This is a genomic window from Alicyclobacillus pomorum DSM 14955 (genome assembly GCF_000472905.1).
GTDB classification, from domain to species: Bacteria; Bacillota; Bacilli; order Alicyclobacillales; family Alicyclobacillaceae; genus Alicyclobacillus_A; species Alicyclobacillus_A pomorum.
The window spans coordinates 116,462-136,866 of the sequence record NZ_AXAR01000009.1; the positions used below are offsets into that span (position 1 = coordinate 116,462).

Genomic DNA, 20,405 nt, shown 5'->3' on the forward strand with positions numbered 1-20,405 from the left:
ATCGTTTCAAATGACCTTCATCGAGGTGGAACCATGAGTGCAACCGCACAGGTAGAAAGCAAAGAACGCGAGTTGAACGTTCTCGAATCGACCCAACAGGTGATTCAAGATGCTTTGAACCACCTCGGATACGGCCCGAAGTACTACGACCTGCTGAAAGAACCACTGGTCACCTTGACCGTGCGCATCCCGGTTCGCATGGACGACGGGTCTGTCAAGGTATTCACGGGATACCGCTGCCAGCACAACAACGCAGTGGGCCCCACGAAGGGCGGCATTCGCTTTCATCCGAGTGTAACCGTGGAAGAGGTCCAGGCTTTGTCCATGTGGATGAGTGTGAAATGCGGTGTCGTAGGGCTTCCATATGGGGGCGGAAAAGGCGGCATCATTTGCGATCCGAGAGAAATGTCCATCGGGGAATTGGAACGTCTCAGCCGCGGGTATGTCCGGGCCATCAGCCAGATTGTCGGACCGACCAAAGATATCCCCGCGCCCGATGTGTTTACCAACTCACAAGTCATGGCGTGGATGATGGACGAGTACAGCCGACTGCGCGAGTTTGACTCTCCCGGATTCATTACGGGTAAGCCGCTTGTTCTCGGCGGATCGCATGGGCGAGAAACCGCGACTGCCAAAGGCGTTACCATTTGTATTGAGGAAGCCGCGAAACGACGTGGTATCTCTCTGAAGGACGCCAGAATCATTGTTCAGGGTTTTGGCAACGCGGGAAGTTATCTCGCCAAGTTCATGCATGACGCTGGCGCGAAAGTAGTTGGCATCTCTGACGCTTACGGTGCGCTCTACGATGCGAACGGGCTCGACATCGATGCACTGCTCGACATGAGAGATTCATTTGGAACGGTGACGACGAAATGTAAGAACACCATCTCCAATCAACAGCTCCTGGAGATGCCGTGTGACATTTTGGTTCCTGCCGCGATTGAGAATCAAATCACGGCGGCCAACGCGCATAGGATTCAAGCCAGCATAGTTGTGGAGGCCGCAAATGGCCCGACCACTTTGGAGGCCACGAAGATTCTGGCGGACAGGGGCATCCTGTTGGTCCCGGACGTACTCGCGAACGCGGGAGGAGTCACCGTTTCTTACTTCGAGTGGGCGCAAAATAATCAAGGCTTGTACTGGGACGAGGAACAAGTGGAGGAGAGGCTGCGTCACGTCATGGTTCGTTCCTTTGAGACGGTCTACCAAATGGCGCAGGACCATGATGTTCACATGAGGCTCGCAGCATACATGGTTGGAGTCCAGAGAATGGCGGAAGCCATGTACCACCGCGGTTGGGTGTAACACTCGCAAAATCAGGGACTGCTTGAGGGGGAAGCCCCACAAGCGGTCCTTTTTTCAAGGTTTTGGACAACATATAATCACTGTCCGATGGGAATACGCTTTCAGCAAGTCATCCATTGGAGGTGGGCGCGTGCGGACGAAAGTGTACGATTTCCATCGGTTCTGCAAGGGCGAGCTGGTTTCTGTGCGACGGATGAAGTTGTATCGGCAAATCGGGTCCGTACTGGACGCTTACTTCAGTTACTTTGCTCGCGAAGGCGGTGCCATGTTTGTATATCCCATGTACATCACAACCTATCCGCTCTCCGGAGGAGATGATGGCAGGTTTCGTGCCTAATGGTAAACGCGCGACGTGATTAGAACAGGGGTGTACGTCTCACGGGATGGCCGTGTGCTGGGCATACCCAGTCAAATGTCATGCGCTTGACTTTTTCAATCGACTGATGGAGTTGGTGGTTGTCCCAGGCGAGAAACCTTGGGCTCGGTAGAATTTTGCCCTTCCTGCTCATGACCAAATCGCCGGGAAACAAGACGTCTTTGTACAAGAACGACACGTGCCCCGGGGTGTGTCCTGGTGTTTCAATCATCTCCAAGCTGCCAATCTTCTGTCCGGGTTTGTAGATGGCATCGACGGCAGGAGGATCTGGCCGAAACATCGTCGCAATGATGCGTTTGATCCCCTCGCGACGTTGTTCGCCATGAATGTATGGCACGTCTTTTTCAGGCGCCCACAAGGTAGCTCCGGTGACTTCTTTGAGCATTTTTGCATTCCCAATATGATCCACGTCGTGGTGTGTCAACAGAATGTGCGCAATGTCTTTGGGGGAAATGCCTACTTTGGACAAGTCCGCGAGTAGACGCTCACCTCTCCCAGGCATGCCAGTATCAATCAGAACGGGTTCTTCTCCTAAAACCAGGTACACGAAACTTCCCTTCGCACTTTCCAATAGATGAACGTTTTTCGTGATTTCCAACGTGGACACCTCACTTCATCTCTAACGATAGATGGCCTTGACCAATACGGCAAATGGTATCAGGTGAAAGACTGAAAATACAGCGATGCACGCCCGGGTCAACTTGAGATTGCCTAGCGAAAGCAAATGGAGTATTATATGTAATAACAGGTAGCGAACGGGTTTGCTTTAGACTTCTCACGGTCTCGTTGCGAAAGGCAAGGGTGTTCGGTGTTAGATTCAGTACAGGCGTGGTCTAGGAGCCACATGGTTGCTTGAGAGGTAGGGCTTGCAGCGTTTCTAATTCAATGAGTACCTGTTCACCACGGTGATCCATTGAAACGGATGGGTCACCGTTTTCTATTGTGGTACATTGACCTGCCTCAGAGCCAACATTGGCCCTATGGACCCAAGGTCATACACGAGGCGTACGTTCGAGCAACAGTCGTTGTGACTGCTAGGGCACAGGCTGTTCTGTCACACGCCATACAACGAAAAGGAGACCCTGCCGACGCGGCTGGGTCTCTTTGGTTCGGGTACATTGAGCCCCTTAGCGGCGGAAGCCGCCAGCCAGGTGCTGTTCTGCGTATGCCACCAACCGCTTCGTGATTTCACCGCCGACCGATCCGTTTTGGCGCGAAGACGTGTCCGGGCCGAGTTGAACGCCAAACTCTGACGCAATTTCGTACTTCATTTGTTCGAGCGCACTGCCTGCATTTGGAGTCGCATACTGGTTGTTGTTTGCCATGTTGTTCATCCTCCAGTGAGTGATGTAGTGCAAACATATCATGTGTGTCTTCCCAGCGATTATACATTGTGCCCAATCGTGCATGATGTTGGTACTCTCGCACAAGCTATGCAGGGTGATGCAGATGAAGTGGTGGATGTGGATACCGGTAGCTTCCTTGTTGGCATTTGCGGGCGGTGTGATATCACTGAACACCTCGTCTGCAAGCCGGAAGAAGAAGTCGTGAGCGACAAAGGCCCTTGCCCGTGTGGCGAGGGCCTTTGTTGGCGTTGCGGACATCGCGATGTGGTAGAATCTCTCTCAGAACAGGCGAGTGAGGGGTGAGGAAGATACAAGTCCGGATCTTTGACAACGCGGAGACTGCTGCGGTGTACTCGGCTGCGATTGTGGAGCAAGTCATTCGCTCGAAACCCAAATCTGTGCTCGGTTTGGCAACGGGTTCAACACCCATCGCGTTATACAAGCAATTGGTGGATTTTCACCGCAGTGGTCTTTCGATGGCTGGCGTGACGACCATCAACCTCGACGAATACGTCGGACTGGCCCCGGACCATCCACAGAGTTACAGTTACTACATGCACCACCACCTGTTTGACCACGTTGACATTCCTGAATCTCAGATTCACCTGTTGCGCGGCGACGCGGAAGATCTAGAACAGGAGTGTCAGCGGTACGACAACATCATTCGCTCACACACGATTGATCTGCAAATTCTCGGCATCGGAGTCAATGGACACATCGGATTCAACGAACCGGATTCGGCTCTGAAGGCGAACACGCACGTGGTTCAACTGGCGCCCGAGACGATTCAGGCCAACTCGCGTTTCTTCACGGCAGAAGAGACTGTTCCGACGCAAGCGATTACCGTCGGTCTACAGGCGATTCTGTTGGCGAAACAAGTGCTATTGTTGGCGTTTGGCAAGGAAAAAGCGAAAGTCATTTACGAGGCCGTAAAGGGAGATGTACGCACGAGTCTACCGGCGAGCTTACTGCAGGTTCATCCAAACGTGACGTTCGTGTTGGACCGTGCGGCTGCCGAAGTGCTCATTGAACATGGTTTCTATACATCTACACCGCCTCGGGCATAAGAGGGACCTGTGGGGGAGGGAGGGTGTGAGTTGGGAGGCTTCGCACGTGTCCCCACAGGCTTGGGTTATACTACGCTAGCGCATCTCGTCATGTCTGGACAAACCGCCCCTTGATTTCGCGGAATTTAGGGCCTTATCTGTGCGCCCTTGCGCCGGAGTGTGAAAGAGAACAATTCATACGGCCCTGCCAGGGTGTGGCAGGGCCAATCCTTTTTGGCAGACTGTTTTCCGGCAGTAAAAAAAGCTCACCTTGCTTTACTTCTCAACTAAGGTCTGAAGCGGGCTCTTGTCTCTTCCGGTCTTGGTTAGATAGATAACCAAGCTCAAGATGGTTACGAGGAAGATCGCACTGGTTCCTACCGTACCCAGACCAAGGCCACCATTATCCCGAGGCTGTGACAGGTAGTCACCAAAAGAGGCGCCGAGAGGACGGGTCAAGACGTAAGCAATCCAGAAGGCAAGCACTGCATGTAGTTTGAAGCGGTAGTGGGCCATGGTCACTATCCCGATTAGTGCGGCGAACATGAGTAATGAATTCAAGTATCCGACGTTGAGAGCTTCTGCTGTGAGGTCACCGGCTGCAGTACCCAAGGCGAAGGTGAACAGGATGGCCAACCAGTAGAACGCTTCTCGCTTTGTCATGTAGATGGAGTGGATGGACAGTGTCTTCTCACTCGCGTACCAAGCCGCAAAGGTCGACAGTAAAGCCACCGTGAAGATGATGGTGGTCGTCTCCAGAGGGACCCCGATGTTGTCTGTGAGATTGTCGGTGATCAACGTGCCGACAACGCTGATAAGCACGACCGTCAGCCAGTAGAGCCCCGGCACGTACTTCCTCGACTTGAACTGGAAGAACAGCGTGATGAGCAAGAAGCAACTCATGACAACAGTCGTGTTGGTCAAGCCCAAGTTCAGGTTTGTGTTCAGGAAGTCTGCGGCTGTCTCACCCACGGTGGTTGCCAAGATCTTGATGGTCCAGAAAAAGATCGTGACTTCCGGAACCTTATTCAACATCTGCAGGTCTCTTGACGGGGCGTCAGCGTCACGTAGAGCGCTGGCTCTGCCTGTGTTCACTTTTTCATCTCCTATTCTCATATCAAATACGCCATGCGAGTGAATCTATTTGAGCAGTTGTTAGAAGTGTAAAGTAGAAATGTTAAGACCACATTAAAATAAGCCATGATTTCTATGGACGGTATATGATTGAGGGCGGCGTGAACTGTAGAACTTTCAAAAACTTCGAGCTACATTGTAACGAAATGACATGTACAATCGTCAGTAGAGAGGTCTTTTGCATGTGGAGCGATTTGCAAATCGCTGGCGATTGAGCGCTGGTGTTGGAGGGAGAACCGAGTGACGAATCAACCACGTCCTTTTGAACTTGACCGTTGGCACCCGGCTGTGAAGCCGGTTGTAGAGAATGTGGAGAAGGTGATTGTCGGCAAAGAGGACGTGATTCGCCTTGTCATGGTTGCGCTGCTGGCGAACGGGCACTGTTTGATAGAAGATGTCCCAGGTGTGGGAAAGACCATGCTGGTCCGGGCAGTGTCCAAGTCCCTGGGATGTGATTTTAAACGCATTCAATTTACTCCGGATCTGCTGCCGTCCGATGTGACGGGGGTGTCCATTTACAACCAAAAGACGCAAGAGTTCGAATTTCGGCCAGGTCCCATTTTTGGACAGATTGTACTCGCCGATGAGATCAACCGCACGTCTCCGAAAACGCAGTCTGCCCTGTTGGAGGCGCTGGAGGAGCAAAGTGTCTCTGCCGATGGGCACACGTACCGGTTGCCCTCTCCGTTTTTCGTGTTAGCAACAGAAAATCCGATTGAATTTGAAGGTACGTTTCCCCTGCCGGAGGCACAGTTAGATAGATTCTTGTTGAAATTCTCTATGGGGTATCCCACGTTGCAAGACGAAGTGGCCATCCTCGACCGGCAACAGTGGCAACACCCGATTGACGCCCTGGCAGCGGTGGCAGGACCGGAAGACGTGTTGGCCTGGCGCCACGCCTGTGCCAACGTGCACGTCGTGGACAGCGTTCGCAAGTACCTGGTTTCGGTGGTGCAAGCGACCCGCGTCCACAGCAGTGTCTATCTGGGCGCCAGCCCACGGGCTAGCATCGCGCTGTTTAAGGCTGCACAAGCGCTGGCATTCCTATGCAACCGCGACTACGTGGTGCCGGACGATATTCGGTACCTCGCCCCATACGTACTGCAACACCGCATCTTGTTATCGGCTGACGCCCGACTGTCTGGCGTACAGGTCAGTGATCTGTTGAGCGAAATTGTCGCCTCAATTCCGGTGCCCATCTTGCAAGGAGCGGGCCGCTGATGCAAAGGCGGGCCGTGGCGCTGCTGCTTGGTGCTGTGTGTGTGGCGGCAACCTACGTGTTTGGCAAAGTAGAGGGCGGCTTTTTTGCGTGGTTCCTCTTTTACTTCACGTGCACCATCGCCATCTACGAATGGATCACCATGGTCATTGGCTTGCGGTTTGTTTCCACCGAGCGCAACATTTCGGCTAGCAGATTGTCTGCGGGCCAAACGTTGACCATTCAATTGACGCTGCAGCGGCGTGGGTTGTGGCCTCTGTTTTGGGTTCGGGTCCGGGAAGCGCTGCCGGGGCAGTGGTTGCTTCAGGCGCAGGGGGCGGACACGGTCCTTCAACCGCTGTGGGCGCGAGAGTTGAGATGGACCTACCAAGTGCAGTGGCTCCAACGAGGCCTGTATGTCATTGGCGACACCATCGTTGAGACGGGAGACTTGCTCGGACTCGTCCGCAGAGAGCGACGCGACGAGCGGCGGGACGAAGTGATGGTGTACCCCCGCGTCGTTCCCGTGCGCGGTTGGATGGGATATCAGCCCGTGGAACTTGGATTGCGACAGCCTACACGCCGCCGTGCGGAAGAATCGACAAACGTCCTTGGGGTGCGCGACTATGTGCCGGGAGATAGGCTCAGCCGCATCCACTGGCCAGCCAGCGCGCGGCGGGGGACGCTGCAGGCCAAGGAGTTTGAATTGCACGTGTCCAGCGAGTGGATGTTCATCCCGGACCTCGCGTCGACCAGCTTTGGAGAGCAAAGTCCATCGTTGTTTGAGCTGGAGATGACCGTGGTCGCGTCGCTGATGAAACACGCCTACCAATTGCGTCGTACGTTCGCAGCCACCCTGCATGGAAAAAAGCTGACCAAGTTCCCACCTGGGTGCGATGAGTCGCTGTTCCTCCGCTGCATGGAAGCGCTGGCGCTGGCTGAGCCCAACGGTTCCGTGGATTTTCCACAAACGTTGGTTCGCGTGGCGCAGGACACGCCGATGGGGACTACCTTGGTCGTCGTTTCTCCGCGTCTGGATCCAGACGCCGCTGTTGCCGCAGAAGTGGTGAGACGGAGAACCCCGGTGGAATGGTTTGTGCCAGTGGCAAGGGAGCAAGGGGAACTTTCTGCTGAACAACGACAGGGGTTGGCGATGCTTCACGCAGCCCGCGTCAACGTGTATCTCATTGGCGCACCGGAGCAGCTTGCGACGCTGAAGCGAGGAGGTGGGCAGCGTGTCACCAGCGTATGACGTCGCGCTCTCGGCGCCATTTCGAATCTTCACGGCCATCCTCTCTGCGCTCTGGCTCTGGATGTTTCTCAGCCCCATGGAGCAGCTGCACCTCGTGAACCAAGCCACGTCGTTTGCCATGGTCTTTCTCGGCCTGCTGGTGGCGCAAATGACGCCTTGGCGCTGGCTGCGTGGCATCGCCGCGTTTGTCGTGACGGAAGCGTACATCGTCCACTACTACGCCGGTCCAGTGGGCGTTTTGCAGGGCAGCGGCCACATTGGACACGAGAACGTGGCGCAGTCCCTGATAGATATCACGCGCTATGAGTGGCAACAGGGCGTCTGGCTGTTGCACGGTACCGAGCAGGGATGGGCCGATCCGCTCCAGACCCACCTCTTTTTGTGGTGCATTTGCTGCATGTACTGGTTGATTGCGTACGCCTCTGCGAGGGTGCGGTTGTGGCTGTTTTACAACGTGTCGGCAGCCGTCCTGTTGGCCATTGTAGACGGCAACACGGCGGTGCATCCAAATTGGGCGTTGGTCGTCGTCCTCATCCTCTGTGTGTTCAACTTAGGACTTCTACAGTTTCGGAGGCTGCGGACTCGCGTGGTGCAGAGCGGGCGCGGTGCACCATCAAGGCGGTACTTTGCATCGCTTCTCGCGCTTCTGTCCATCAGTTTGACGGTGGCATGGGTTCTCCCCAAGGACGGGCCAGTCTGGGCGGATCCGGCGAAAGCCATTGCGGCTTGGCACGGGAACGGCCCTGGCGGTGCGGCTCAAAAGGTCATCGGGTATCAGGAGAACAACGAGCATCTTGGCGGATCGTTTGTGATGAACCATGATCCCGTGCTGACCATGGTGAGCAAGTACCCGGCGTATCTCCGGGGCATGGTCTACTCGTATTACACGGGGCAGGGATGGCAACCTGGATACAACCACTTCGTGCCGGTACCTGTGGGCGAAACGTTTGCAGAGTATGGTCTGGACCAGAGGAAAGTAAAGGGGAAGCCCGTTCAACAGAAGATCACGGTGGTAGGAGAGAACTTGCGCACCAGCGTCCTGTTCGGCGCATACGCGGTTCAGCAAGTGAAAGGGAGCGGCTTCACGGACGGGGATGCGCTGGAGGTGTCCCAAGACACTGGCATTGTGTCTGTACACGGGATGCCCAAGGGGCTGACGTATACGGTGACGAGTTACGAGATGCAGACACCGGATGACACGCTGCAGAAACTTCCGCCTCTGCCGGATGAACGGGAGGCTGCGTTTCCGGTGGATATTCGCGAGACGTATCTGCAGTTGCCTGCCATTCCTGACAGAGTGCGGCAACTCGCCTATCGATTGGCCGGCAACAAACACAGTGAATACGACATCGTGACGACGGTGCGCGATTTCCTGCGGTACAACTACACGTACGAGACGCAAGGCATCCCGCAACCTGCCGCCAACCAAGACTACGTGGACCAATTTCTGTTTGACTCGAAGAAAGGGTACTGCAACAACTTCTCGACGTCCATGGCGGTGCTGTTACGGGCACTTGGCATCCCCACCCGATGGGTCACTGGCTTTGCGCCCGGTGAAGAAGATCCCTCCTACAAAGGACCGGATTTCAAGTATACTTACGAAAACGCGGATGCCCACTCATGGGTCGAAGTGTACTTCCCAAACTATGGGTGGGTGCCGTTTGATCCAACGCCGAACTTTGACCTGCCGTACTTGCCGACAGACTCGACCGCCACCCCAACGCCTGCCGTAGGCCAGACCACGACAAACATGACGGTGAATCCTCCAAAGGCGAGCAAAGTCGACAAAACGGACACCCATGCCGCGACGACAGCCAACGCTTCCATGGACTGGGGAGCATGGTTCCGGACGGTGCTTTGGGGATTGGCGATTGCGGCAGCAGTCTTGTTGGTCGGACTGTGGGTGTTTCGGCGCCGTGTGCAAGTGATGAGGTCGCAGTGGATCTGGCGACAGCTCACAGATCAGGCGATGTTACGCGCGTTGCAACACCTGGTGAACCTACTTCGACGAATGGGTGACATTCCTCGACATAATTCGACTACTCTGCGCGATTTGAGACAGGTTGCCGAGACGTACGGTGTGGATGGGGAGGACTACCGCCACCTGGTGCAGACGGCGGAATCTTACTGGTATGGAAGAAAGACACCTTCGGAGGACGACCTGCGGAGGGCACGGCAAACGTGGCTTCGCTGGATTCTTCGCGTCCTGCGGAGAGATTCGTAGGTGCTGCTTCGCCCGAGGATGGTCAATTCCGTGGCCGCGCGGCGTCTGCACGACGTTGACGAAATAGATTCCGGAAAGTAGAATAGTGTCGAAAATTGTACACGCACTCGTATAACGCTGGGAATATGGCTCAGCAGTCTCTACCGGACGACCGGAAATCGTCCGACTACGAGGTTTGCTTCATCAGGGAGTACGCGCTGCTACATCGACCGTGGGTGTGGCGGAGTTCATCCCCGACTCCTCGTATGTCGTTTGGGTCATTTAGGAACCCTACCGGACAGCGGGAGTCGGGGATTTTTTATTTCTGCTGAAGCGACTGCAACGAAAGAGGGAGTGTGACAATATGTCAGGCCGCGAAATGGTGGTCGTCCTCGATTTTGGGGGGCAGTACAATCAATTGATTGCCCGCCGGATTCGAGAGATGAACGTGTACTCTGAATTACTTCCGCACACGGTCTCCGCAGAGGAACTGGCAAAGCGGAACCTCAAAGGCATCGTATTCAGCGGTGGCCCCAACAGCGTTTTTGCCGACGGCGCACCCGACGTGGATCCAGCCATCTACAACCTGGGTGTTCCGATTCTTGGCATTTGCTACGGAATGCAGTTGTTGGCGAAACGCTTTGAAGCCCAAGTGGAGAGAGGAAAAGTCCGCGAGTACGGCCGAGCGACGTTGCTGGTCCAGTCTGCAGACAATCCGCTGTTTGACGGTCTGCCCAAGGAACAGAACGTGTGGATGAGTCACAGTGACGTGGTGACGCAAGTGCCCGCAGGGTTCCAACAGGACGCGGTCACGACGTCAGGCACCATCGCTGCCATGAGTCGGCCGGACAAGCAACTGTACGCCGTCCAATACCATCCGGAAGTCAAGCACAGCGAATACGGTTCTCAGCTCTTATCCAACTTCTTGTTCAAGATCTGCGGCTGTGCAGGGGATTGGAACATGGCGTCTCTGGTCGATGTCGCGGTGGCGCAAATTCGCGAGCAGGTCGGAGACAAGCGTGTCCTTTGCGCGCTCTCCGGCGGCGTGGATTCATCCGTGGCTGCCGCACTGGTCCATCGGGCGATAGGAGATCAATTGACCGCCGTCTTTGTGGATCACGGATTGCTGCGCAAAGGGGAATCCGAAGCGGTCATGTCCACGCTGGGCGAACAACTGGGCGTCAACGTGGTTCGGGTGGATGCCAAGGACCGGTTCCTCGGAAAACTGGCCGACGTGGAAGACCCGGAGCGGAAGCGCAAAATCATCGGCGAGGAGTTCATCCGCGTGTTCGAAGCGGAGTCCGAGCGGCTGGGCCCGTTCGATTACCTCGTCCAAGGGACCTTGTACACAGACATTATTGAGAGTGGTACTGCGACGGCCGCAACCATCAAGTCACACCACAACGTCGGCGGTTTGCCGGAAGACATTCAGTTCACCATCATTGAACCCCTGCGTGAGTTGTTCAAAGACGAGGTTCGAGCGTTGGGAGAAGTCCTCGGTTTGCCCGCGTCGCTGGTCTGGCGGCAACCGTTCCCAGGACCTGGTCTCGCCATCCGGATTATTGGCGCGGTGACGGAAGAGAAGCTGCGCGTGGTGCGCGAATCGGACGCCATCTTACGAGAAGAAATCGCCAATGCGGGCTTGGAGCGGGACGTGTGGCAGTACTTCACCGTCCTGACGGGCGTACGCAGTGTCGGCGTCATGGGGGACGAGCGGACCTACGCACACACCATTGCGGTTCGCGCCGTGGCATCCCAGGACGGTATGACAGCCGATTGGGCGAGAATTCCGTACGACGTGTTAGAGAAGATCTCGCTGCGGATTGTCAACGAAGTGCCAGAGGTGAACCGCGTGGTCTACGACATCACGTCGAAGCCACCGGCGACCATCGAGTGGGAGTAAATCGACGTTACGTCCATTGCGCGTCATGTTGAACCAGTGGTTTGTCGTTATGTATCGCTGAGCATGTTGCAAAACGTGCATTCGAGGAGGAAACGGGTTTGGAAAACTTCTTTCAGTTAAAGAAGTACAACACCACCGTCGGCACGGAAATCGCTGCCGGCGTCACGACATTCTTTACCATGGCCTACATCTTGTTTGTCAATCCACTCATTTTGAGTGGAACCGGCATGGATCCGCAGGCCGTGTTCTTCGCCACTTGTATTGGCGCAGGTGTTGTCACGTTGCTCATGGGCCTGCTGGTCAACTTCCCGATTGCCTTAGCGCCGGGCATGGGCTTGAACGCCTACTTTGCTGTTGTCGCTGCGCACCGGCCCGGGGCGCTGATGACGTGGGAGACTGCGCTTGGCGCAGTGTTCATTTCCGGCATTGTCTTCATTATTTTGACCGTCACTCACATTCGCCAACTGCTCGTCATTGCTGTGCCGGATTCGTTGAAGTTTGCCATCACCGTCGGGATTGGCCTGTTTATCACCATTATCGGCTTCAAAGACGGCGGATTGATGTCGATGCAGTTTATCGGCGACAAAGCGACGCAGTTTACGCCGGGGTCGTTCATTGATAACGGCTCGTGGTTGCCTGATCTCGGATCATTGCACAACACGGGCACACTGCTTACCCTCATCGGCCTGTTGGTCATTGGTACGCTGATGGCGCTGCGCGTGCCAGCGGCTATTCTGATTGGGATTGTCATCACCACGCTGATTGGGATTCCGTTGGGCGTGACCGACCTGAGTGGCCTGTCACACTGGTCGCTGCCGAGCTTCAACCACCTCGCAGTGGGTAAGTTGGACTTGCGCGGCGTGTTCGACGTCGGCCTTGTCACTGCGCTGTTCACCTTTACGTTTGTGGAGTTGTTTGACACGTTCGGCACCCTGGTGGGCACGGCCACCAAAGCTGGACTCATGGAAGGCGAAGACGGAAAGCGGCGCATTGGCCGGGCCATGCTGGTGGATGCGTTTGGCGTGAGTTTCGGCGCGCTGCTCGGGACCAGCACCATCACTGCTTATATTGAGAGTGGTTCCGGGATTGCGGCAGGAGGTCGCACGGGGCTGACGGCGGTCACCACGGGCGTCCTTTTCATCGCTTCCTTGTTGGTTGCCCCGCTCGCCCTGGTCATCCCGGCGCAGGCGACTGCACCCGCGCTCATCATCGTCGGTGTCCTGATGATGAGTGCAGTCAAGCACATCGATTGGGACAATATTGGCATTGCGTTGCCCGCGTTCCTCACCATTATTACAATGCCGCTGACGTACAGCATCTCCAACGGCATTGCCGTCGGTTTTACGTCGTTCGTCATTATCAATTTCTTCCTGTGGATTGCACGCAGGAAAGAGTATACGAAGATCCACTGGCTGATGATTATCATCGTGATTCTCGCGGTGTGGCGCTACGGTTGGATGCTGTAAGGACAACGGGAGGTGGTCTTTCGACCCCTCCCGTTTTTCGTGCCGGCCGTTTGCCAGGTTTATCAAATTCCGAACAAAAATTTGATCTGGAATAAAAATGTTCGTATTTTGGGTTGACGTGTGTTTTCTGCGGAAGGTAGACTGGAAGGGCAGAAAGGAGTGCCGTGCATGCAACCAGTCGTTGGCGTCATTATGGGGAGTCAGTCGGACTGGGACACGATGGTGAAGGCCTGCGAGGTCCTCGACGAACTGGCGATTCCCTACGAAAAAAAGGTGGTGTCTGCACACCGCACTCCAGATTGGATGTTTGAATACGCGGACACGGCGGCTGACCGGGGCTTGAAAGTCATCATCGCGGGTGCCGGCGGAGCCGCCCACTTACCAGGGATGGTGGCCGCGAAAACCGTGCTTCCCGTCATTGGGGTGCCGGTCAAAAGCTCCGCGCTGAATGGCTTGGACTCACTGCTGTCCATCGTGCAGATGCCTGCCGGCGTGCCTGTCGCGACGGTCGCCATCGGGCCTGCGGGTGCTGCCAATGCAGGGCTGCTCGCGGCGCAGATCTTAGCGATAGACGACTTGGAGTTACGGCAAAAGCTCCAGCAACGAAGACAGACCATGGCCGAGGCGGTGTTGGAACGTGGCAATCCTGGAGAGTAGCAAGCCTGCGAAAACCGTGCATCCTGGGCAAACCATCGGAATCCTCGGCGGCGGTCAACTGGGGCGGATGATGGCGCTCGAAGCGAAGGCCATGGGTTACCGCATTGCCGTGCTCGATCCGCAACCGGATTGCCCCTGCGCTCAAGTCGCCGACACCCACATCGTGGCGCCCTACACGGACGTCTCGGCTGCGGAGGAACTGGGTCGCCAGTCCGACGTCGTCACCTACGAGTTCGAGAACGTAGACGCGAACGTGACGGCGCGTCTCTGCGAGTGCTCCTACGTGCCGCAAGGCGCGTCTCTTCTCCACACGACGCAGCACCGCGTGCGTGAAAAGCGCGCTCTGCAAGCAGCGGGTGTCCCGATAGCGGACTACCGGGAGGTCACAACGCTGCAAGGACTGCGCCAGGCGGCGAAAGAGCTTGGGCTGCCGGCTGTACTCAAAACCTCGGCAGGCGGCTACGACGGCAAGGGGCAATGGCGGCTGACCGCCGAGGACGACCTCGGACTTTTGTGGAGCTCCATCGCGGCCGCACAAACCATACCGGGGCGACACGGCACAACGAAGCGCGTGGAGGAAGCCCCCTTCATCATGGAACGCCTGATTCCTTTTGAGCGGGAACTTTCGGTCATGGTGGCACGAAGCCCGCGCGGCGAGATGACGGTGTTTCCTGTGGCTGAAAATATACATGTTCATCACATATTACACATGAGCATTGTTCCGGCGCGGGTGGATGCCGAAACCGCGCGCCGAGCGCAAGAGATTGCCAAGCAAATTGCAGAATCGCTCTGCGTCGTCGGCGTGCTCGGCGTGGAGATGTTCCTGACACGGGATGGGCAGATTTTGGTCAACGAGCTCGCACCACGCCCACACAACTCTGGGCATTACACGCAAAACGCCTGTTCGACGTCTCAATTTGAGCAGCACGTCCGGGCCATCTGCAACCTGCCGCTGGGAGACGTGAAGCTATGGAGCCCGGTGGTCATGGTCAACGTGCTGGGTCAACATCTACCATCCGTCCTGACGCATTTGAAACACTGGCCAGCCCATTGGAAGTTGCACCTCTACGGTAAGGCAGAGGCCAAACGCAACCGCAAGATGGGGCACGTCAACGTACTGTGTGACGACCTTGAGGACGGGTTGGAACAAATCAAATACGCTGGGATTTGGTAGACTGGTCGGCGGAACAAATTCATCGGATGGAGGAACCGTCGTGATTGATAGGTATTCTCGCCCGGAAATGGCGAGTTTGTGGACTTTGGAACAACGGTATTACTGGTGGCTTCAAGTGGAGATCTTGGCGTGCGAAGCGTGGGCGGACCTCGGCGTCATCCCGGCGGAAGACGTGGCAAAAATCCGGGAAAAGGCTGCGTTCGACGTGGAACGGGTCCTCGAGATTGAACAGGAAACCCGGCACGACGTGGTGGCGTTCACCCGGGCGGTATCAGAGTCGCTGGGTCCTGAACGCAAGTGGGTGCACTACGGCCTGACGTCCACGGACGTGGTCGATACCGCACTGTCGGCGCAGATTCAGAAGGCGGTTGCCATCTTGCGCGACGACATCGGCCAATTGCTGGACACTCTGAAGACCCTGGCTGCGAACCACAAGTACACCGTGATGATGGGCCGTACGCACGGCGTCCACGCAGAGCCTACGACGTTCGGGCTGAAGGTTGCGCTGTGGTACGCCGAAATGGTGCGGAATCTCGAACGCTTTGACGCAGCGGCCGAGCGGATGCGGTACGGCAAAATTTCCGGCGCGGTCGGCACCTACGCCAACGTCCATCCCAAGGTCGAACAATACGTCTGCGAGAAACTGGGCCTCAAGCCAGCGCCCATCAGCACGCAGACGCTGCAGCGCGACCGGCATGCAGAATTTGTGTTTACCTTGAGCCTCATTGGCACCACGCTGGACAAAATTGCGACGGAAATTCGCGGCCTGCAAAAATCCGAAATCCGCGAGTTGGAAGAACCGTTTTACAAGGGGCAAAAAGGCTCTTCGGCGATGCCGCACAAGCGCAATCCTGTCTCGTGTGAGCAGATCAGCGGATTGGCGCGGGTACTTCGCGGCTACGTCATCCCGGCGCTGGAAGACGTACCGCTTTGGCATGAGCGCGACATCAGCCATTCGTCCGTCGAGCGCGTCATCATTCCTGACTCCACCATTCTTGTGGACTACTTGCTAAACAGAATGAACCGCATCCTGCGCGACCTCAACGTCTATCCCGAAAACATGAAGCGCAACATGGAGCGGACGTTTGGTCTCACCTACAGCCAGCGCGTGTTGACTGCACTGATTGACAAGGGCATCTCCCGGGAAGTGGCGTATGACACGGTCCAACCGTGTGCGATGCGTGCCTGGGAGGAGGAGCGCCCCTTCCGCGACATCATCAAGGAAGCGCCGCTCGTCAAGGAGAATCTGAGTGAACAGGAACTCGATGCCTGCTTTGACCCGAGTTGGCATCTGAAACACGTCGACACCATCTTTGAACGCCTCGGCTTATAGAGGTTGATGTGTTGGGTCGGCCCCCAGTGACGCAAACGCCCAAAACGCACCGTCATCGGGGGCCGATTTGATTCTGCCCACGTGAGCAAAAGAACGGAGTGACCATAGTGACCAGCAAAGGACATCTCCTGTACGAGGGAAAAGCGAAAAAGGTCTACGCGGCGGATGTGCCAGACATGTACATCGTGGAGTACAAGGACGACGCCACTGCTTTCAACGGCGAGAAACGCGGGCAAATCCGCGGGAAAGGCAGCATCAACAACCAGATGAGCAACCGCTTGTTTGCCATGCTTGAGCAACACGGCGTTCCGACGCACTTTGTCAAGGAACTGTCGGAGGTTGAGACGCTGGTTAAATCGGTGGACATCATCCCGGTTGAAGTCGTGGTGCGAAACCTCGCGGCAGGGAGCATGGCCAAGCGGCTCGGCCTGGCTGAAGCTACGCCGCTGCAGCGCCCCATTGTGGAGTTCTACTACAAAGACGACGCGCTCGGGGATCCAATGGTCACCGAAGATCACATCACGGTCCTCGGCTGGGCCAGCCAAGGAGACCTTGCCGTGGTGCGCCAACTCGCGCTTCAAGTGAACGACGTTCTGCAAGACTTCTTCCGCACGCGAGGCGTGATTCTTGTCGATTTTAAACTCGAGTTCGGCCGCCTTCCGGACGGAAAGATTGTGCTGGCGGACGAGATCTCGCCGGACACCTGTCGGTTCTGGGACGCAAAGACCCACGACAAGTTGGACAAGGACCGCTTCCGCCGCGACCTCGGCGGAGTGGAGGAAGCGTATCAGGAAATCTTTCGACGCGTGATAGAGGAGGTCCGGGTATGAAGGTATGGGACGTGGAAGTGAAGGTGTGGCTGAAGCCCAGCGTATTCGATCCACAAGGAAACGCCGTTGAACAGGCATTGGCGACACTTGGACACGACGGTGTGTCCAATGTGCGGGTTGGCAAAAACCTGTCGTTGACGGTGCAAGCACCAGATGAGGCTGCTGCCAGGGCCAAGGTCGATGTCATGTGCCAGACGGTCCTCTGCAACCTGGTCATTGAGACGTACTCGTTTACCATCCAGGAACGGACTGCGGAGGCTGCGGTATGAAGTGGGCGGTCGTAGTATTTCCGGGATCCAACTGTGACGACGACGCTGTGGCTGCGATTCGCAGACTGGGCGATGACTCGGTCGAGAAGGTCTGGCATCTAGAGCGGGATCTCAGCGCGTACGATGCCATTGTGTTGCCAGGCGGATTCTCGTACGGCGACTACCTCCGCAGCGGCGCCATCGCTCGGTTCTCACCGGCGATGCAAGGCGTGCAGGAGGCGGCCCTCCAGGGCAAGCTGGTCATCGGCATCTGCAACGGGTTTCAGGTCTTGACCGAAGCCGGCCTGTTGCCGGGCGCGTTGCTCCGGAACGACAACCTGCAGTTTCGCTGCGAAATGGTGCGACTCACGGTTCGCAACAACACATCTCCATTCACCGCAGGTTACGAGGTTGGGCAGACCCTGTCGGTCCCGATTGCTCATGGTGAAGGACGGTACTTTGCGGACGAACAAACACTGCTCGAATTGGAGCGCAACCACCGCATTGCCTTCGAATACGAAACCAATCCGAACGGTTCTGTACGGAACATTGCGGGAATTTTGAATGAACGCGGGAACGTGCTGGGTATGATGCCACACCCCGAGCGGGCGGTGGCAAACTGGATGGGCTCGGAAGACGGACTGCAGTTGTTCGCTTCCATGCGCCGCTACGCAAAGGAGGCAATCCACGTTGGCTGAACCGACAGCAGAGCAAATTCGCGACAACCAGATCTACCGGCAAATGGGCTTGACGGACAGCGAATACGAAAGGGTCGTCGCCCGCCTCGGGCGTCTGCCGAACTACGTGGAGACCGGGCTGTTTGGCGTCTTGTGGTCTGAGCACTGCAGCTATAAAAGCTCGCGACGCTACCTCAAGCAGTTCCCGACCAGTGGGCCACAAGTTCTCCAAGGCCCCGGCGAGAACGCGGGGGTTGTGGATATCGGAGATGGCATTGGCATCGCCTTCAAAATGGAGAGCCACAATCACCCGTCCGCCATCGAGCCGTATCAGGGCGCGGCCACGGGCGTCGGCGGCATTTTGCGCGACATTTTCACCATGGGCGCACGGCCGATTGCGTTTCTTAACAGCTTGCGATTTGGAAGCCTCGAGGACGCCCACACGCGCTACCTCTTTGGAAATGTAGTCGCCGGCATCGGTGGGTATGGAAACTGCGTCGGGATTCCGACCGTGGGTGGCGAGGCGGTCTTTGACGACGTGTACCGCGACAACCCGTTGGTCAACGCCATGTGCGTCGGCGTGCTGCCCGCAGACAAGATTGTCAAAGGGACGGCGTCCGGGGTAGGGAACCCCGTGTTTGTGGTCGGATCGCGCACGGGACGTGACGGCATTCACGGGGCGACGTTTGCTTCCGCGGAAGATCCGCATGAGAAAGAGCGCTCGGCGGTTCAAGTGGGAGACCCGTTCCTCGGCAAACTTCTGATGGAAGCGTGCCTCGAGCTCATCGAAACGGGGGCCGTGGTCGGCATTCAGGATATGGGCGCTGCCGGCCTGACCTCCTCCTCCGCGGAAATGGCCAGTCGCGCAGGCGGCGGGATTGAACTGTTCCTGGACAAGGTACCTGTTCGCGAGAACGGTATGACGCCGTACGAGATGATGCTGTCGGAATCGCAGGAACGGATGCTCGTGGTGATGGAGAAAGGCAAGGAACAACTCGCGTTCGACATTCTGGCCAAGTGGGGCCTGCAGATTGGTGAAATCGGCAGAGTCACGGACGACGGTATGCTCCGGCTCTGGTTCCACGGCGAGCAAGTTGCTGAGGTGCCAGTGAAGCTGTTGGTCGACGATGCGCCCGTCTACGACAGACCTGTGGCAGCGCCACAAGAGGCACCAGCGAAGCACGTCCCGCTTCCGAACGCCGATGTCAACCTCAAGGACGCGCTGCTCGGATTGTTGGCGCACCCGTCCATCGCCGACAAGCGCTGGATTTACCGCCAGTACGACACCACGGTGAAGGCCGCGACACGGGTCGGCCCTGGCAGCGATGCGGCGGTCGTACACGTTCCAGGTACGGACCGGGCGGTCGCCCTCGCTTGTGATGGAAACGGGCGCTACGTCTACCTCAACCCGCGCAAAGGGGGTGCCATCGCGGTGGCGGAGGCAGCGCGCAACATCGTGTGCACGGGCGGAACGCCGCTGGCCATCACCAACTGTCTGAACTTCGGGAATCCGGAGAAACCCGAAATCATGTACCAGTTCGCTGAAGCCACGGCAGGCATGAGCGAGGCGTGCCTCGCTTTGAACACCCCCGTTGTGAGCGGCAATGTCAGCCTCTACAACGAGAGCCGCGGAAAGGACATCTTCCCGACACCTGTCATTGGCGCTGTCGGCGTCGTGGAAGATGAGCGATATGTGACGCCGAGTTCATTCCTGCAGACCGGGTCGGCCGTCATCCTGGTTGGACCTGACGACGATGCCCTGGACGGATCTCTGTTCTGGCAGCAACAAGCGGGTCAGGCGGCTGGCGATGCGCCGCGGTTTGACCTCGACGAGGAAGTGCGCGTACAGCGCTTCGTGCACACGCTGATTCGGAAGCGCCTCGTCCGGTCGGCGCACGACGTCAGTGAAGGCGGATTGGCGGTGGCACTGGCTGAGATGTGCATCGATGGAGGCATGGGGCTCCAGGTTGAGGTGGCAGAGGCACGAGACGACGCGAACCACCGCCTGGGTTGGCTGTTCTCCGAGGCGCAGAGCCGCGTTTGCTTGGAAGTGCGGGCCGAGGATGTGGAACGGGTTTTGGAGGAGGCCAAGGCGCTCGGTGTCCCGGCCGCGGTGCTTGGGGTCACAGGCGGATTTACTCTGACCGTGCGCGATGGACGCGGAACGTGGCTCGAGGTGTCGGTCTCTGAATTGAAAGATGTGTACCGGAAGACGCTACAAGAAGCGATGGATAGGCCCGTCTCACAAGCGGGTTGA

18 protein-coding genes and 1 riboswitch are annotated in these 20,405 nt (G+C 57.0%); of the genes, 15 read left to right on the forward strand and 3 right to left on the reverse strand.

The features are described from left to right. Positions 1-33: 33 nt before the first annotated feature. Positions 34-1,305, forward strand: a complete 1,272-nt coding sequence (locus YWK_RS0110950) for a Glu/Leu/Phe/Val family dehydrogenase (RefSeq protein ID WP_026964825.1) — start codon at positions 34-36, stop codon at positions 1,303-1,305. A 130-nt stretch (positions 1,306-1,435) separates the two neighbouring features. Continuing rightward, a complete protein-coding gene (locus tag YWK_RS0110955) occupies positions 1,436-1,642 on the forward strand; it encodes a hypothetical protein (RefSeq protein ID WP_026964826.1) in 207 nt (68 codons plus the stop codon). A 19-nt stretch (positions 1,643-1,661) separates the two neighbouring features. On the opposite strand, the gene YWK_RS0110960 is transcribed toward YWK_RS0110955, so the two are convergent. Continuing rightward, positions 1,662-2,288, reverse strand: a complete 627-nt coding sequence (locus YWK_RS0110960) for an MBL fold metallo-hydrolase (RefSeq protein ID WP_245578596.1) — start codon at positions 2,286-2,288, stop codon at positions 1,662-1,664. Positions 2,289-2,808: 520 nt separating this feature from the next. After that, complete coding sequence (locus YWK_RS0110965; RefSeq protein WP_342664246.1) at positions 2,809-3,006, reverse strand: alpha/beta-type small acid-soluble spore protein; 198 nt, start codon at positions 3,004-3,006, stop codon at positions 2,809-2,811. A gap of 320 nt (positions 3,007-3,326) precedes the next feature. Here YWK_RS0110965 and nagB point away from each other — a divergent pair, with 320 nt between their 5' ends. Then, complete coding sequence (nagB, locus tag YWK_RS0110970; RefSeq protein ID WP_342664247.1) at positions 3,327-4,094, forward strand: glucosamine-6-phosphate deaminase; 768 nt, start codon at positions 3,327-3,329, stop codon at positions 4,092-4,094. A 255-nt stretch (positions 4,095-4,349) separates the two neighbouring features. Here nagB and YWK_RS0110975 read toward each other — a convergent pair whose 3' ends face one another. Further along, a complete protein-coding gene (locus tag YWK_RS0110975; RefSeq protein WP_245578600.1) occupies positions 4,350-5,108 on the reverse strand; it encodes a COG4705 family protein in 759 nt (252 codons plus the stop codon). 339 nt (positions 5,109-5,447) lie between these two features. Between YWK_RS0110975 and YWK_RS0110980 the strand changes: the two genes are divergently transcribed. From YWK_RS0110980 to purL, 12 genes are all read left to right on the forward strand, one after another. Next, a complete protein-coding gene (locus YWK_RS0110980) occupies positions 5,448-6,428 on the forward strand; it encodes an AAA family ATPase (RefSeq protein ID WP_026964831.1) in 981 nt (326 codons plus the stop codon). Next, positions 6,428-7,657: a DUF58 domain-containing protein gene (locus YWK_RS0110985; RefSeq protein ID WP_026964832.1), complete on the forward strand. Its 1,230-nt coding sequence runs from the start codon at positions 6,428-6,430 to the stop codon at positions 7,655-7,657. The genes YWK_RS0110980 and YWK_RS0110985 overlap by 1 nt, the downstream gene beginning before the upstream one ends. Continuing rightward, the gene (locus tag YWK_RS0110990; protein WP_026964833.1) at positions 7,641-9,881 is read left to right on the forward strand and encodes a transglutaminase TgpA family protein; all 2,241 of its coding nucleotides are present in this window, start codon (positions 7,641-7,643) and stop codon (positions 9,879-9,881) included. The genes YWK_RS0110985 and YWK_RS0110990 overlap by 17 nt, the downstream gene beginning before the upstream one ends. A gap of 87 nt (positions 9,882-9,968) precedes the next feature. After that, positions 9,969-10,070, forward strand: a riboswitch (purine riboswitch). A 154-nt stretch (positions 10,071-10,224) separates the two neighbouring features. Next, positions 10,225-11,763 carry a glutamine-hydrolyzing GMP synthase gene (guaA, locus tag YWK_RS0110995; RefSeq protein WP_026964834.1) on the forward strand — a complete coding sequence of 513 codons (1,539 nt, stop codon included), beginning with the start codon at positions 10,225-10,227 and terminating at the stop codon, positions 11,761-11,763. A 98-nt stretch (positions 11,764-11,861) separates the two neighbouring features. Next, positions 11,862-13,229, forward strand: a complete 1,368-nt coding sequence (locus YWK_RS0111000) for an NCS2 family permease (protein ID WP_026964835.1) — start codon at positions 11,862-11,864, stop codon at positions 13,227-13,229. A gap of 168 nt (positions 13,230-13,397) precedes the next feature. Beyond that, entirely contained in the window at positions 13,398-13,886 is a 489-nt protein-coding gene (purE, locus tag YWK_RS0111005; protein ID WP_026964836.1) for a 5-(carboxyamino)imidazole ribonucleotide mutase, read from the forward strand. Continuing rightward, entirely contained in the window at positions 13,867-15,060 is a 1,194-nt protein-coding gene (gene purK / locus YWK_RS0111010; protein WP_245578597.1) for a 5-(carboxyamino)imidazole ribonucleotide synthase, read from the forward strand. Before purE ends, purK begins: the two co-directional genes overlap by 20 nt. A 40-nt stretch (positions 15,061-15,100) precedes the next feature. Beyond that, on the forward strand, positions 15,101-16,393 hold the full coding sequence (gene purB, locus YWK_RS0111015) for an adenylosuccinate lyase (protein WP_026964838.1): 1,293 nt from the start codon (positions 15,101-15,103) through the stop codon (positions 16,391-16,393). 104 nt (positions 16,394-16,497) lie between these two features. Continuing rightward, entirely contained in the window at positions 16,498-17,223 is a 726-nt protein-coding gene (gene purC / locus YWK_RS0111020; protein ID WP_035466746.1) for a phosphoribosylaminoimidazolesuccinocarboxamide synthase, read from the forward strand. Further along, complete coding sequence (gene purS / locus YWK_RS0111025) at positions 17,220-17,492, forward strand: phosphoribosylformylglycinamidine synthase subunit PurS (RefSeq protein ID WP_026964840.1); 273 nt, start codon at positions 17,220-17,222, stop codon at positions 17,490-17,492. The genes purC and purS overlap by 4 nt, the downstream gene beginning before the upstream one ends. Next, the gene (gene purQ, locus YWK_RS0111030; protein WP_026964841.1) at positions 17,489-18,169 is read left to right on the forward strand and encodes a phosphoribosylformylglycinamidine synthase subunit PurQ; all 681 of its coding nucleotides are present in this window, start codon (positions 17,489-17,491) and stop codon (positions 18,167-18,169) included. Before purS ends, purQ begins: the two co-directional genes overlap by 4 nt. Then, positions 18,162-20,405: a phosphoribosylformylglycinamidine synthase subunit PurL gene (purL, locus tag YWK_RS0111035; protein ID WP_026964842.1), complete on the forward strand. Its 2,244-nt coding sequence runs from the start codon at positions 18,162-18,164 to the stop codon at positions 20,403-20,405. Before purQ ends, purL begins: the two co-directional genes overlap by 8 nt.